Source organism: Anaeromyxobacter diazotrophicus (genome assembly GCF_013340205.1).
Classification (GTDB): Bacteria; Myxococcota; Myxococcia; order Myxococcales; family Anaeromyxobacteraceae; genus Anaeromyxobacter_A; species Anaeromyxobacter_A diazotrophicus.
This window is the reverse complement of the sequence record NZ_BJTG01000015.1, coordinates 22,999-37,057: the sequence shown is the minus strand read 5'-3', so window position 1 is coordinate 37,057 and position 14,059 is coordinate 22,999. Positions and strand designations below refer to the sequence as shown.

The 14,059-nt window shown below is 73.6% G+C and carries 11 protein-coding genes; 2 read left to right on the top strand and 9 right to left on the bottom strand.

Annotated elements, in window-relative coordinates; all coding sequences use genetic code 11:
* Positions 1-51 precede the first annotated feature (51 nt).
* The 9 genes from HWY08_RS21220 to proB all read right to left on the bottom strand — a co-directional run bounded on the left by HWY08_RS21220 (position 52) and on the right by proB (position 12,722).
* The gene (locus HWY08_RS21220) at positions 52-489 is read right to left on the bottom strand and encodes an ACT domain-containing protein (protein ID WP_176069027.1); all 438 of its coding nucleotides are present in this window, start codon (positions 487-489) and stop codon (positions 52-54) included.
* A gap of 12 nt (positions 490-501) precedes the next feature.
* Positions 502-1,836 (bottom strand): phenylacetate--CoA ligase family protein, encoded by a 1,335-nt coding sequence (locus tag HWY08_RS21215; protein WP_176069025.1) that lies wholly within the window; start codon positions 1,834-1,836, stop codon positions 502-504.
* Positions 1,833-2,318 carry an indolepyruvate oxidoreductase subunit beta gene (locus HWY08_RS21210; RefSeq protein ID WP_176069023.1) on the bottom strand — a complete coding sequence of 162 codons (486 nt, stop codon included), beginning with the start codon at positions 2,316-2,318 and terminating at the stop codon, positions 1,833-1,835. The genes HWY08_RS21215 and HWY08_RS21210 overlap by 4 nt, the downstream gene beginning before the upstream one ends.
* Positions 2,319-2,320: 2 nt before the next feature.
* The gene (locus tag HWY08_RS21205) at positions 2,321-3,946 is read right to left on the bottom strand and encodes a thiamine pyrophosphate-dependent enzyme (protein WP_176069021.1); all 1,626 of its coding nucleotides are present in this window, start codon (positions 3,944-3,946) and stop codon (positions 2,321-2,323) included.
* Between the two features lie 96 nt (positions 3,947-4,042).
* Entirely contained in the window at positions 4,043-7,648 is a 3,606-nt protein-coding gene (gene nifJ / locus HWY08_RS21200) for a pyruvate:ferredoxin (flavodoxin) oxidoreductase (RefSeq protein ID WP_176069019.1), read from the bottom strand.
* 172 nt (positions 7,649-7,820) lie between these two features.
* A complete protein-coding gene (locus HWY08_RS21195) occupies positions 7,821-9,446 on the bottom strand; it encodes a B12-binding domain-containing radical SAM protein (RefSeq protein ID WP_176069017.1) in 1,626 nt (541 codons plus the stop codon).
* A 210-nt stretch (positions 9,447-9,656) separates the two neighbouring features.
* A complete protein-coding gene (gene rsfS, locus HWY08_RS21190) occupies positions 9,657-10,280 on the bottom strand; it encodes a ribosome silencing factor (RefSeq protein ID WP_176069015.1) in 624 nt (207 codons plus the stop codon).
* An 11-nt stretch (positions 10,281-10,291) separates the two neighbouring features.
* Entirely contained in the window at positions 10,292-11,578 is a 1,287-nt protein-coding gene (locus HWY08_RS21185; RefSeq protein ID WP_235969741.1) for a glutamate-5-semialdehyde dehydrogenase, read from the bottom strand.
* A 4-nt stretch (positions 11,579-11,582) separates the two neighbouring features.
* Complete coding sequence (gene proB, locus HWY08_RS21180; RefSeq protein ID WP_176069013.1) at positions 11,583-12,722, bottom strand: glutamate 5-kinase; 1,140 nt, start codon at positions 12,720-12,722, stop codon at positions 11,583-11,585.
* A gap of 237 nt (positions 12,723-12,959) precedes the next feature.
* Between proB and HWY08_RS21175 the strand changes: the two genes are divergently transcribed.
* A complete protein-coding gene (locus HWY08_RS21175) occupies positions 12,960-13,355 on the top strand; it encodes a YidB family protein (RefSeq protein WP_176069011.1) in 396 nt (131 codons plus the stop codon).
* A gap of 22 nt (positions 13,356-13,377) precedes the next feature.
* Positions 13,378-13,995 carry a DUF3761 domain-containing protein gene (locus HWY08_RS21170; RefSeq protein WP_176069009.1) on the top strand — a complete coding sequence of 206 codons (618 nt, stop codon included), beginning with the start codon at positions 13,378-13,380 and terminating at the stop codon, positions 13,993-13,995.
* The last annotated feature ends 64 nt before the right edge of the window (positions 13,996-14,059 follow it).

Genomic DNA, 14,059 nt, shown 5'->3' with positions numbered 1-14,059 from the left:
AGAGCATAGCCCAGCGCCGGGCGCGCGCCCGCGCCGGGCCGGGGCAGGCGCTCACAGCTTCTTCGCCACCAGCTCCGACTCGTCCAGCACCCGGAGCCCGCGCGCCTGCACCGCGGCCAGCGCCCGCGGCGGATCGTCGAAGCGGAAGACGATGGCCGCCTTCCCGGCGCGCGGGCCGGCGGCGAACGGGTACATGTACTCGACGCCGATCTGCCCCTCGTCCAGCGCCGCCAGCACCGCGGCCAGGCCGCCCGGGCGATCGTCCACCTCGATGGGCACCACGTCGGCCACGTTCACCACCATCCCCGCCTCCTCCAGCGCGCGCCGGCCGCGCTCCGCGTCGCGCACCACGAGGCGGAGCAGGCCGAACTGGTCGGTGTCGGCGAGCGACATGGTGAGGATGTCCACGCCCGCCCGGGCCAGCGCCTCGCAGGGCGCGCGCAGCTGGCCGGGGCGGTTCTCGAGGAAGAGCGAGAGCTGTCGCAGCATGGCGGTTCTCCCCTAGACGCTGCGCAGGTCGGTGACGCGCTTCGCCTTGCCCTCGCTGCGGGCGAGCGAGCGCGGCTCGACCAGCGTCACCTTGGCGCGGATGCCGAGCACGTGGTCGATGGCGGCCTCGAGCCGGCGGTGGAGCCCCTCCAGCTCGCGGATCTTGTCGGAGAAGAGCTCGGGGGTGACCTCGACCTTCACCTCCATCTCGTCGAGGCCCTTCGCGCGGGTGAGGACGATCTGGTAGTGCGGCAGGGTCCCCTTCACCTCGAGCAGCGCCGTCTCCACCTGCGACGGGAAGACGTTCACGCCGCGGATGATGAACATGTCGTCGGAGCGGCGCCCGATGCGGCGGATGCGCCGCAGGGTCCGACCGCAGCGGCACGGCTCGGAGACGAGCGCGGTCACGTCGCGGGTCCGGTAGCGGATCATGGGCATCGCCTGCTTGGAGAGCGTGGTGAGGACGAGCTCGCCCTCCGCGCCCTCCGGCAGCACCTCGCCCGTCACCGGGTCGATGATCTCCGGGTAGAAGTGGTCCTCGAAGAGGTGCAGGCCGTCCTGCGCCGCGCACTCGGCGCCCACGCCCGGGCCGATGATCTCGGAGAGCCCGTAGATGTCGTAGGCGCGGATGCCGCTCTCCTCCTGGATGCGCTGGCGCATCGCCTCGCTCCACGGCTCGGCCCCGAAGACGCCCACCCGCAGCCGCGAGAGGTCGACCTGGAGCTCGCGGGCGCGCTCGACGAGGTGCAGGAAGTAGCTCGGCGTGCAGCAGAGGGCGGTGGCGCCGAAGTCCTGCAGCACCATGAGCTGACGCTCGGTGTTGCCGCCGCTCGTCGGGATGACCGTCGCCCCGAGCGCCTCGGCGCCGTAGTGGGCGCCGAGCCCGCCGGTGAAGAGGCCGTAGCCGTAGGCGTTCTGGACGATGTCGCCGCGGTGCAGCCCGCAGGCGGCGAAGGTGCGGACCATGACCTCGGTCCACACCTCGAGGTCGGCCTTGGTGTAGGCGACGACGATGGGCTTGCCGGTCGTGCCGGAGGAGGCGTGGAGCCGGACGATCTCCTCCATCGGGCTCGCGAAGAGGCCGAAGGGGTAGGTGTCGCGCAGGTCGGACTTCACCGTGAACGGCAGGCGCCCGAGGTCCGGCAGCGCCCGCAGCGCCCCGGGGTCGAGGCCGCGCTCCTCCATGCGCCGGCGGAAGAGCGGGACGCGCTCGTGGGCGCGCGCCACCACGCCCTGCAGGCGCTGGAGCTGCAGCTCGCGCAGCCGAGGCAGCGGGAGGTAGTCGGGGGCGCTCGCGGGGTGGAAGCCGCCGGGGGGGTCGTTCCAGGCGACGCGGCCGGGGCTCATCGGACGCTCCCCCCGGCCGCGGCCCGGCCGAGCTCGAAGGCCTGCTCGTTCACGGCGTGGAGCCGCTCCGGCAGGGCCGCCTTCACCGCGGCGAGGAGCGCGGCGGGCGGAAACGGCAGGTGGCTCGAGAGCGCGCCCAGGAGCGCCACGTTGAGGCTCTTCCGGTTCGGGAGCTTCGCCTCGGGCACGAGGTCGGGGCCGAGGAGCACCCCGCCGGCCGCGAGCAGCGGCCGCGCCACCTCCACCTCCGAGGGCGAGAGCACCACCAGGAAGTCCGCCTCGCCGCGCGGCACCATGGGCGAGAGCACCTTCTCGCCGAAGCGCACGTCGGAGGTGACCGAGCCGCCGCGCTGGCTCATGCCGTGGACCTCGGACTTCTTCACGTCGAGGCCGGCGCGCACCGCGGCGTCGGCCAGGATGTCGGAGGCCTTGATGACCCCCTGCCCGCCCAGGCCGGCCAGGACGACGTTGGTGACCTTCATCCTCACTCCTCCGCCTGCGCCAGGCACGCCTGGGCGGCGCGCCGCTCCGCCCCGGCCTTCTCCCACTTCCGGATGTCGGCGGCGGCGAGGATGCAGGGCCGCCGCGCCACGATGACGGACAGCGTCGGCGCCGCCAGCCGCTCCGCCAGGAGCCGCTCGAAGCCGGCCGGGTCGGCGAAGGCGTCGAAGACGGTGACGCTCGGCACCCCCATGGCCTCGGCCAGCCGCTCGATCGAGAGCTGCGCCGTGGGCGCGTGGTCGAGGGTGCGGCCGGTGCCCGGGTGCTCCTGCTGACCGGTCATGGCGGTGGTGCCGTTGTCGAGCACCAGCACCACGTGGCCGGTGGGGGGCGGGTTGTAGACCGCCTCGGCGAGGCCGGTGATGCCGGAGTGGACGAAGGTGGAGTCGCCGATGACCGAGACCACCCGCCGCGCCTGCTCGGGCGGGAGCGCGTGCCGGAGCCCGAGCCCGACGCCCAGCGCCGCGCCCATGGCGACGCAGGTGTCCATCGCCTGGTAGGGCTGGAGCGCGCCGAGCGAATAGCAGCCGATGTCGCCCGCCACGATGCAGTCGAGCTTCTTCAGGGCGGCGTAGGCGGCGTGGTAGGGGCAGGCCGGGCACAGCTCGGGCGGCTTGCCGCGCGGCGGCGCCGGCTCGGGCGAGGTGTCGCGCGCCACGATCCGGCGCACGCGCGCCACGTCGAGCTCGCCGAAGCGGTACATCTCCGGCTTCGACTCGACCGCGATGCCGGCCGCGCGCAGCGCGTCGGCGATGACCGGGTCGCCCTCCTCCACCACCACGCACCGCTCCACCGAGGCGGCGAAGCGGCGGAGCTTCTCGAGCGGCAGCGGGTGCACGAGCCCGAGCTTCAGCACGCTGGCGGTGGGGGCGGCCTCGGCGGCGTGCAGGTAGGCGACGCCGTCGGTGATGAGGCCGAGCGCCGGGTCGCGCGCCTCGACGCGGTTCAGGGGCGCCTCCTCGGCCCAGGCCGCGATCTCGGCCAGCTTCGCCCGGAGCCGGCGGTGCGCCGGGCGGGCGTTCGAGGGGATCATGACCCGCCCGGCGATGTCGCGCTCGAAGTGGCCGGGGCGCGGCGTCTCGCGGCGGCCGCGCGGGCGGACGAGCGACTTGGCGTGGCAGACGCGCGTCGTCATCCGGAAGAGCACCGGCAGCTTCCAGCGCTCCGAGAGCTCGACGGCGGTGAAGAAGAGGTCGTACGCCTCCTGCGCGTCGGCCGGCTCCAGCACCGGCAGGCCGGCCGCGATCCCGTAGCGGCGGTTGTCCTGCTCGTTCTGCGAGGAGGACATGCCGGGGTCGTCGGCCGAGACCACCACCAGCGCGCCGGTGACGCCGGTGTAGGCGGCGGTGAAGAGCGGGTCGGCCGCGACGTTCAGGCCGACGTGCTTCATGGTGACGAGCGCCCGCACCGCGCCGTAGGCGGCGCCGAGGCCCACCTCGAGCGCCACCTTCTCGTTGGGCGCCCACTGGGCGCGGCCGCCCAGCGCGGAGAACGCCTCCAGGATCTCGGTGGAGGGCGTGCCCGGGTAGCCGGTGCCGAGCGCGACGCCGGCGTCGAAGGCCGCGTGGGCGACCGCCTCGTCGCCGGAGAGGAGCTGCTGGTCGGGCATCGGGGCTCCCGGAGCTGTGGCCGGCGGGGGACGAGCCCCCGCCCTACGGACGCCATATCGTAGGGCGGGGCCGCGTGGCCCCGCCCTGTGTCGCCGCTACGCCCTCGCCTTCGGCGTGCCGTTCGCCGGCGGCGGCACGGCGGCCGGGGCGGCGGGGGTCATGGCGCGGGCGAGGTGCTCGTAGAGCGCGTACCGCTCCTTCACGCCCTTCTGCGCCTCCTCGAGGAACCGCTTCCAGTGGTCGGGCTGCGTGAGCGCCACCTGCTTGAAGCGGTTCTCGCGGCTCACGAACTCGGAGAGCGAGAGCTTCGGGGCGGGCGAGTCCATCTTGAGCGGGCTCTCGCCGGCCGCGACGCGGCGCGGGTCGTAGCGGAACAGCGGCCAGTAGCCGGACTCGACCGCGCGCTCCTGCTGGCCGAGCGCCTCCGACAGGTCGTACCCGTGGGCGATGCAGTGGCCGTACGCGATGATGACCGACGTCCCTGGGTAGCTGTCCGCCTCCTTGAACGCGTTCACCGTCTGCGCGTCCTTGGCGCCCATCGCCACCCGCGCCACGTACGGGTGGCCGTACGTCATGGCGAGCATGGCGAGGTCCTTCTTGCCGGTGGTCTTGCCGGAGGTGGCGAACTTGGCGGCGGCGCCGAGCGGGGTGGCCTTGGAGGCCTGGCCGCCGGTGTTCGAGTACACCTCGGTGTCGAGCACCAGGATGTTTACGTCGCGCCCCTGGGCGATGACGTGGTCGAGGCCGCCGTAGCCGATGTCGTAGGCCCAGCCGTCGCCGCCGACGATCCAGATCGACTTCTTCACCAGGTAGTCGGCGATCTTGTCGAGCCAGGCCGCCTCGGGCAGCGACGAGCCGGCGAGCTTCTGCCGCAGCACCTTCACCCGCTCGCGCTGGGCTGCCAGCCCCGCCTCGCCCGCCTGGTCGGCGGTGAGGAGCTCCTTCACGAGCCCGTCGCCGACCACCGTGCCGAGCCGCGAGAGGATCTCGCGGGCGTGCTCCTGCTGCTTGTCCACCGCCAGGCGGATGCCGAAGCCGAACTCGGCGTTGTCCTCGAAGAGCGAGTTCGACCAGGCCGGCCCGCGCCCCTCGGCGTTGCAGGTGTACGGGGTGGTCGGCAGGTTGCCGCCGAAGATCGACGAGCAGCCGGTGGCGTTGGCGATGATGGCGCGGTCGCCGTAGAGCTGGGTGAGCAGCTTGATGTACGGCGTCTCACCGCAGCCGGAGCAGGCGCCCGAGTACTCGAAGAGCGGCTCGAGGAACTGGGTCCCCTTCGCGTCGAGCTTCACCTTGGTGCGGTCGGCCTCGGGGAGCTTCAGGAAGTAGGCGAAGTTCTCGCGCTCCTTCTGCCGGATGGGCACCACTGGGACCATGTTGATGGCCTTGTGGCCCTTCTCGGTCTTCGACTCGGCGGGGCAGATCTCCACGCACAGCGTGCAGCCGGTGCAGTCGTCGGGGGCGAGCTGGACCGTGTACTTCTGGCCCTTCCACTCCTGCGACTTGAAGTCCATCGCGTCGAAGGTGGCCGGCGCCTGCTGCAGCGCCTCCGCCGGGTAGAACTTGGTGCGGATGGCCGCGTGCGGGCAGATGAGCGAGCACTTGTTGCACTGGATGCAGAGGCTCTTGTCCCAGGCCGGGACCTCCAGCGCGATGGCGCGCTTCTCCCACTTCGAGGTGCCGGTGAGCCAGGTGCCGTCCACCGGGAAGGCCGACACCGGCAGCTTGTCGCCGTGCCCGGCCAGCATGAGGCCGGTGACGCGCTTCACGAAGTCCGGCGCCTCGGCCGGGATCATGGGCGGGCGCGGCGCGCCGGTGGCGGCGCCGCGGCGCTTCACCTCGAACAGCCCCGCCAGCGTGGCGTCGATGGCCTCGAAGTTCTTCTTCACCACCTCCGCGCCCTTCCGCGCGTAGGTCTTCTCGGCGGCGTGCTTGATGGCGGCGATGGCCTCCTCGCGCGGCAGCACGCCCGAGATGGCGAAGAAGCAGGTCTGCATGATGGTGTTGATGCGCACCCCCATGCCGGTCTCCTTCGCCACCTTGTAGGCGTCGATGACGAAGAGCTTGATGTCCTTGTCGAGGATCTGCTGCTGCACCTCGCGCGGCAGCTCGTCCCAGATCCGGTCCGGGCCGAACGGCGCGTTGAGGAGGAAGGTGGCGCCGGGCGCGGCCCCCTCGAGCATGTCGTACTTCTCGAGGAAGTTGAACTGGTGGCAGGCGACGAAGTTGGCGCTCGTCACGAGGTAGGCCGAGCGGATCGGCTTCGGGCCGAAGCGCAGGTGCGAGATGGTGACGGAGCCCGACTTCTTGGAGTCGTAGACGAAGTAGCCCTGCGCGTAGTTGGGCGTGTCCTCGCCGATGATCTTGATCGAGTTCTTGTTGGCGCCGACCGTGCCGTCCGCGCCGAGGCCGTAGAACACCGCCCGCACGACCTCCTTCGGCTCGGTCTCGAAGGCCGGGTCGTAGTCGAGCGAGAGGTGCGTCACGTCGTCGTTGATGCCGACCGTGAAGTGCCGCTTCGGGCGCGCCTTGCCGAGCTCGTCGAAGACCGCCTTCGCCATGGCGGGCGTGAACTCCTTGGAGGAGAGCCCGTACCGGCCGCCGAGGACGTTGATCTCGTGGTGGAAGCGGTCGATGTGCGCCTGGTGCGCCTCGCGCAGCGCCGTCACCACGTCCTGGTAGAGCGGCTCGCCGAGCGCGCCCGGCTCCTTGGTGCGGTCGAGCACCGCGACGTGCGCGGTGGTGCGGGGCAGCGCCGCCATGAACTCGCCCAGCGCGAAGGGCCGGTAGAGCCGGACCTTCACCACGCCCACCTTCTCGCCCTTGGCGAGGAGCGCGTCGACCGTCTCGTGCACCACGTCGGCGCCCGAGCCCATGACCACGACGATGCGCTCGGCCTCGGGGTGGCCGTGGTAGTCGAAGAGCTTGTACTGGCGGCCGGTGATCTCGGCGAACTCGTCCATCGCCTCCTGCACCGCCGCCGGGCAGTCCAGGTAGAACGGGTTGCACGCCTCGCGCGCCTGGAAGAACGCGTCCGGGTTCTGGGCGGTGCCGCGGACGACCGGCTTCTCCGGGGTGAGCGCGCGGGCGCGGTGCGCCGCCACCAGCTCGTCCGGGATCATCCGGCGCAGGTCGGCGTCGTCGAGCAGCTCGATCTTCGACACCTCGTGCGAGGTGCGGAAGCCGTCGAAGAAGTGCAGGAAGGGGATGCGGCTCCGCATCGAGGCGCGCTGCGCGATGGCCGCGAAGTCGTGCGCCTCCTGCACGTTGCCGGAGGAGAGCAGGCCGAACCCGGTCTGCCGCACGGCCATCACGTCGGAGTGATCGCCGAAGATCGACAGCGCGTGCGTCGCGAGCGTGCGCGCCGACACGTGCATGCAGAACGCGGTGAGCTCGCCCGCGATCTTGTACATGTTGGGGATCATGAGCAGCAGGCCCTGCGACGCCGTGAAGGTCGTCGTGAGCGCGCCGGCCTGCAGCGCGCCGTGGACCGCGCCCGCCGCGCCGCCCTCCGACTGCATCTCGGAGACCGACGGCACGGTGCCCCACACGTTCTGCTGGCCCTTCGACGACCACTCGTCCGCCCACTCGCCCATGTTGGAGGAGGGCGTGATGGGGTAGATGGCGATCACCTCGTTGATGCGGTGGGCGACCGAGGCCACCGCCTCGTTGCCGTCCATGGTGACCATCGTCCTCTTCGACATGCGTCCTCCTCGTGCAAGGCGTGCGCGGCAGTGTGCCACAGGTGCTCTCGCCGCAAACCGTGCGGAACCTGCGGAAATGCCCGGCGAAGGCTGCAAGGACCAGGCCCGACTTGCGCCAGGTCAAGCATGTGGTGAAACGGGGAGCGATCCGACTAGCAGATCGCCGGCGGGATCAGCAAGGCAGCTCGCGGCGAGCGTCCGATGACGCGGCGCGACAGCCGGACGCGCGATCGGCGGGCGAGGCCGCCGCCAGCGGGGCGGCGCTCGCCTCGCGCCGGGCGTCGATCGCCGCCAGGACGGCGTCGAGCCGAGGCAGCGCCACCTCCTCGGTGTAGCGGATCATGTGCTCGCCGAGGATGGCGAGCGTCACCGCGCGCCCGAACGCCTGCCGGCCGCGGCGCGCGCCCAGCGCGACGAGACGCCAGAAGCGCGCCCGCCGGCGCGCGGCCACGCCGATGCCGAGCGCGGCGCGGGCCAGGATCGCGGGCCAGCCCGGGGTGAGCGCGCCCGCGCCGGGGAACGCCGCCTCGGCCAGGTGGCGCTCGCACCGAGCGTAGAACGCCTCGTCGGTGTAGAGCGCGGCGAGGAGCCGCCGGTAGCCGGCCACCAGGGCGCGCTCGTCGAGGGCGGGCTCGAAGTTCGGCCGCCCGAACTGATCGCCGGTGGCGGCGCGCCGGAGCCGCCCCTCGCGCTCGAGCCGCCGCCAGAGCGCGGTGCCGGGCAGCGCCATGAGCACCCCGGCCATGGCGCGCGGGATGGCGCTCGCCGCGATGAAGGCGAGCTGCTCGTCGAAGATGTCCTCGCGGTCCGCGTCGAACCCGACGATGAACCCGGCCATCACCTCCAGCCCGGCGCGGGTGAGCACGCGCACCGCCTCCGCCGGGTCCTGGCGCAGGTTCTGGCGCTTGCCGGCCTCGGCCAGCGCCTCCTCGGAGGGCGACTCGATGCCCACGAACACCGCCGAGAAGCCGGCCCGCACCATCGCCGCGAGGAGCTCCGGCTCGCCGGCGAGATCGAGGCTCGCCTCGGTGTAGAGGTCGAAGGGGTGGCCGTGCTCCTCCTGCCAGGCGGCGAGGAGCGGCAGGAGCGCCTTCACCGCGCGGCGGTTGCCGATGAAGTTGTCGTCCACGAAGAAGAGCGAGCCCCGGCCGCCGAGGCGGTAGAGCGCGGTGAGCTCGGCGAGGATCTGCTCGGCGCTCTTCAGGCGCGGCGCCCGCCCGAACACCTCGATGATGTCGCAGAACTCGCACTGGAAGGGGCAGCCGCGGGAGAGCTGCACCGCGAGCGAGGCGTAGCGGTCGAGCTGCAGGAGCTCGAAGCGCGGGGTGGGCGAGGTGCGGAGGTCGGGGCGCGGCGCGCCGGGCGCGGGCGAGAGGAGGCGCGGGGCGGACGCGGAGGGGGCCTCCAGCGCGGCGACCAGCGCGTCGAGCCGCCCCTCGGCCTCGCCGCGGAAGACGTGGTCCGCCTCCGGGAAGAGGCCGGGCGAGGTGGTGGCGGCGGGGCCGCCGACCACGGTGCGCTTCCCGAGGGCGCGGGCGCGGCGCAGCACCGTCCGGATGCCGTCGGCGTGCACCAGCATGCCGGAGACGAGCACGGCGTCGGCCCAGGCGAGGTCGGCGTCGTCGAGGGGCGCGAGGTGCAGGTCGACGATCCGCACCTCCCAGCGCGAGGGCAGCAGCGCCGCCAGCGTGGCGAGGCCGAGCGGCGGCAGCGCCGCGGCCTTGCCCGCGTAAGGCAGCGCGAAGTGGTAGCTCCAGTAGGTGAGCGGCGAACGCGGCTGGACGAGGAGGGCGCGCACGAGGAACTCGTACGCCCGGGGCTGTCATCGGGTGGTCATGGGCGGACGCGTGACCCGGCGGGGCACGCGTCCACCCGAGCGGCGTTTACCCGACCGGGGGGCCAGCTCGTTACTCTGGGTAAGGCCAGGGTAGAAGAACTACTCTCGGTAAGGCGCCAACTACTCTGGGTGAGGCGTTGACGCGAGCCGACCCACCCCGCGCGGGGGTCGTCAGCTCTGCACCTGGAAGCGCGGGGCGTCGGCCCAGAGGCCCTCGAGGTCGTAGAACCCGCGCGCCTCACGGCTGAAGACGTGCGCCACCACGTCGCCGTAGTCGACCAGGATCCAGCGGCCGCTCTCGTAGCCCTCGACCCCGACCTTGGTGGCGCCCTGCGCCTTGAGCCGCTCGTCCACGCCGTCGGCGATGGCGCCGGCCTGCCGGTCGGAGTCGGCGGTCATGAGGACGAAGTAGTCGGCGTAGCTGGTGAGGCCGCGCACGTCGAGGACGAGCACGTCCTCCGCCTTCTTGTCGAGGCCGGCCTGGGCGATCTCGAGCGCGCGCGGGCGCGCCGCGTCGGGCCGCTCCGCGGGCGCGGGGGCGGCCGCGGACGGCGCGGCGGCGGGGGCGCTCGCCTCGGCGGGCGCGTTCGGGCGGAGCGCTTTGCGCTTGCCGGCGGTCACCGGCGCGGGCTGCTTGCGCGCCTGCGCGATCTGGTTGCGCCCCGGTTTCTTGCTGCGGAGCGGGCCGCCCTTCTTCTTCCTGGGCGGGCCGCTCCCGCGCAGCGTGGCGGCCTTTCCCTTCGACGACGGCTTCTTGCTCGGCGGGCCCTTCTTCTTCACGACAGTCTTGCGCATGCTTCCTCTGGCTAGCTTCGGATGTGTCCGTCGCCCTCCACCACGTACTTCTGGGTGGTGAGCTCGGCGAGCCCCATGGGCCCGAACGCGTGCAGCTTGGTGGTGGAGATGCCGATCTCGGCGCCGAGCCCCAGCTCGCCGCCGTCGTTGAACCGGGTGGAGGCGTTCACCATGACCGCGCTCGCCGTCACCTCGCGCTCGAAGCGCCGCGCGCTCGGGAGGTCGCGGGTGAGGATGGCCTCGGTGTGGAGCGAGCCGTAGCGGGCGATGTGGTCGAGCGCGGCGTCGAGGTGCGGCACGACGCGCACGGCCAGGATCTTGTCGAGGAACTCGCGGCCGTAGTCCTCGGGGCGCGCCGCCACCGCCTTCACCGCCGCCCGGCGCAGGAGCGTGAGCGCGGTGGGGTCGCAGCGGAGCTCGACACCGGCGGCGGCCAGCGCGCGCCCGACCGGAGGGAGGAGCTTCGCCGCGGCGGCGCGGTGGACGAGGAGGCACTCGAGCGCGTTGCACACGCCGGGGCGCTGCACCTTGCCGTTCATGGCGAGCGCGACCGCCTGGTCGAGCGGCGCCGAGGCGTCGAGGAACAGGTGGCACACGCCCTGGTAGTGCTTCACCACCGGCACGCGCGAGCGCTCCGCCACGGCGCGGATGAGCGACGGCCCGCCGCGCGGGATGGCGAGGTCGATGAGCTCGTCCAGCTGGAGGAGCGCGAAGGTGGCCTCGCGGTCGGGGGTCGGCACCACCTGGGCGGCCTCGCGCGGCAGCCCGGCCGCGGCGAGCCCGTCGGCGAATGCCTCCGAGAGCGCCAGCGAGGAGCGCAGCGCGTCCGAGCCGGGCCGCAGGATGGCGGCGTTGCCGCTCTTGAGGCAGAGCGCGGCGGCGTCGACCGTGACGTTGGGCCGGGCCTCGTACACCATGAGGACCACGCCGAGCGGGATGCGGACCTTCTTCACGGCGAGGCCGTTCGGCCGCCGCCAGCTCGAGGTGACCTCGCCCACCGGGTCGGGGAGCGACGCCACCTCCCGCAGCGCCCGGGCGATGCCGTCGAGCCGCTTCGGGTCGAGCGCCAGGCGGTCGAGGAAGGCCGCGCCCTGGCCGGCCTGCCGCGCGGCGTCTACGTCGGCGCGGTTCGCCTCGAGGATGGCGCGCGAGCGGGTCGCGAGCGCTGCCGCCGCCTCGCGCAGCGCCGCGTCCTTCTGCGCCGTCGGGGCGTAGGAGAGCAGGCGCGCCGCGCCGCGGGCGGCCTCGGCGAGGCGGCGCATCTCCTGCTCCAGGGTGGCTTCGGCGGGCTGCCGCATGGCGCTACTCCGGCCCCGCGTCGAGCAGGACCATGTCGTTTCGGTGGACGACCTCGTCCAGGTCCTTATAGCCGAGCGCCCGCTCGATCTCGCTGGTCTTGAGCCCGGCGATGCGGCGCACCTCGTCCGCGCCGTACCCGGCGAGGCCCCGGGCGAAGGGCCGCCGGCGGTCCACCGCGATGTCGACCGGGTCGCCCACCCCGAACTGGCCGTCGACCGAGCGCACGCCCGAGGGGAGCAGGCTCTTGCCGCGCTCCTTGAGGGCGCGGGCGGCGCCGGCGTCCACCAGGATGGTGCCCTTCCCGCGCGCGGCGGCGGCGAGCCAGCCCTTGCGGCCGTTGAGGCGCTCCGGCTCGGGCGGGAAGAGCGTCCCGACCTTCACCCCCGCCAGGAGGTCGAGGAGCGCCCGCGGGCGCCGGCCGGAGAGGAGCGCGGTGGCGGTCCCCTGCGCCGAGAGCCGCCGGGCCGCCCGCACCTTGGTGGCCATCCCGCCGACGCTGCGCTCGCTGCCGGCGCCGCCGGCGATGCGCTCCACCTCGGCGGTGACGCGGGGGACGAGCTCGAAGAGGCGCGCGCCCGCCTGGCGCGGGTCGCGGTCGTAGAGGCCGTCCACGTCGGTCAGCATCACCACCAGCTCGGCCTCGACGCAGCCGGCGACGAGCGCCGCGAGCGAGTCGTTGTCGCCGACCTTGATCTCGGCGACCGCGACCGTGTCGTTCTCGTTCACGATCGGCAGCACGCCGAGCTCGAGCAGCCGGGCGAAGGTGCGGCGCGCGTTGAGGAAGCGCTTGCGGTTCGCGAGGTCCTCGGCGGTGAGGAGCACCTGCGCCACCTTCACCCCGTGCGGCGCGAACGCCTCCCCCCAGGCGCGGAACAGGTCCGGCTGCCCCACCGCCGCCGCCGCCTGCTTGGTGGCAATGTCCCAGGGCTTGGCGCGGGAGCGGACGAGGCCGAGCCGCTCCGCGCCGAAGGCGATGGCCCCCGAGCTGACGAGCACCAGCCGCCGCCCGCGGCCCACCTTGGCCAGCTCCGCCGCCAGGCGCGCGCAGTTCTGCGGGTCGACGCGCCCGGACGCGTCGGTGAGCGTCCCGGTGCCGACCTTCACGACCAGCGTCTTGGTGTGAGCGAGGTGGTTGCGAGGCATGCGGGAGGCGCAGCATACCGCGAGGCACCCGGAGGTAGGAGCGCGTCGCGGGCGGGGCTCTGCTCGCCCCCTGTCGGGAGGTGTCGCGCGCTGGAGGCTGCATCGCACCGCGGCGGCGACCGAGGGCCGCCGAGGGGCGGACCCTGGCGGACTCCGGGTCGAGTTGGCCGTGCCCGCCGCGCGAGGGCGACATATCGTGAAGCCGGCGCGCCGCTCACCCTCGACCGGGAGGTCCCCGTGGGCATCCTCGACGGCCTTCGCAGCTCGCTGCTCGGTGGCGCAGCAGGTCAGGCGCAATCGCCGCTGGCGGCCTCGGTCCTCGGCATGCTCGGCGGCGGGGGGCTCGGGAGCCTCGTCGGCGAGCTGAGGCAGGGCGGCCTCGGAAAGATCGTCGAGTCGTGGATCGGCACGGGCCAGAACCTGCCGGTCTCGGCGGAGCAGCTCCAGCAGGCGCTCGGCCCGAAGGTGCAGGCGCTGGCCCAGCAGCACGGGCTGAGCCCGGACGCCGTGAGCCAGGCGCTCTCTCAGCTCTTGCCCCAGCTCATCGACCACCTCACGCCGAACGGCCAGCTGCCCCAGGGCACCGGGGCCGAGCAGGGGCTGGCGGCGCTCCGGTCGAAGCTCGGCATCTGATGCTCCAACGCAGGGGGATGACATGAGGCTGCTCTTCGGCTCGCTGTGCCTGGTGCTCGCTGGACTCCTCCTCTCGCCGGCCGAGGCCGTCGCGCAGGCGGCGGCGACGGCCACGACCGTCACGTGCAAGGACGGGACGACCTCGCCGGGTGGGCGGGGGGCGTGCCGCGGCCATGGCGGCGTCGACAAGAAGGCGAGCAAGGCCGAGTCGAAGGCGGGGGCGGCGGCGCCCGCCGCGACCGCGGCGCCGGCCGGGGCCGCGGCCGCAAGGACGGTGATCTGCAAGGACGGGACGACGGCACCGGGTGGCCGCGGCGCCTGCAGAGGGCACGGTGGCGTGGACAAGAAGGCCACCGCCGCGGGCGGCCAGCCTCCCGCCGCGGCCGGTGCGGCGCCGCCGGCGCCGCCCGCTGCGCCCGCCCAGGTCCAGGCTCCGAGCGCGCCGCCTGCGACCCCGGCCGCGCCCTCCGCCGTGACCCGCCGGCCCGCCGCGGCGCCCGCGAACGCGGCCAACACCGATGCCACGGGCGCGATCGCGAAGTGCAAGGACGGCACCTATTCGCACGCCAAGGGTCACTCCGGCGCCTGCTCGCGGCACGGCGGCGTGGCGGAGTGGCTCGACGGATCGACGGCCAAATAGCGCCCGGGCCCCGACCCAGAGTACCGCCTGGCGGACACGTGGTCCGCCGGGCGGAGCGTGCGAC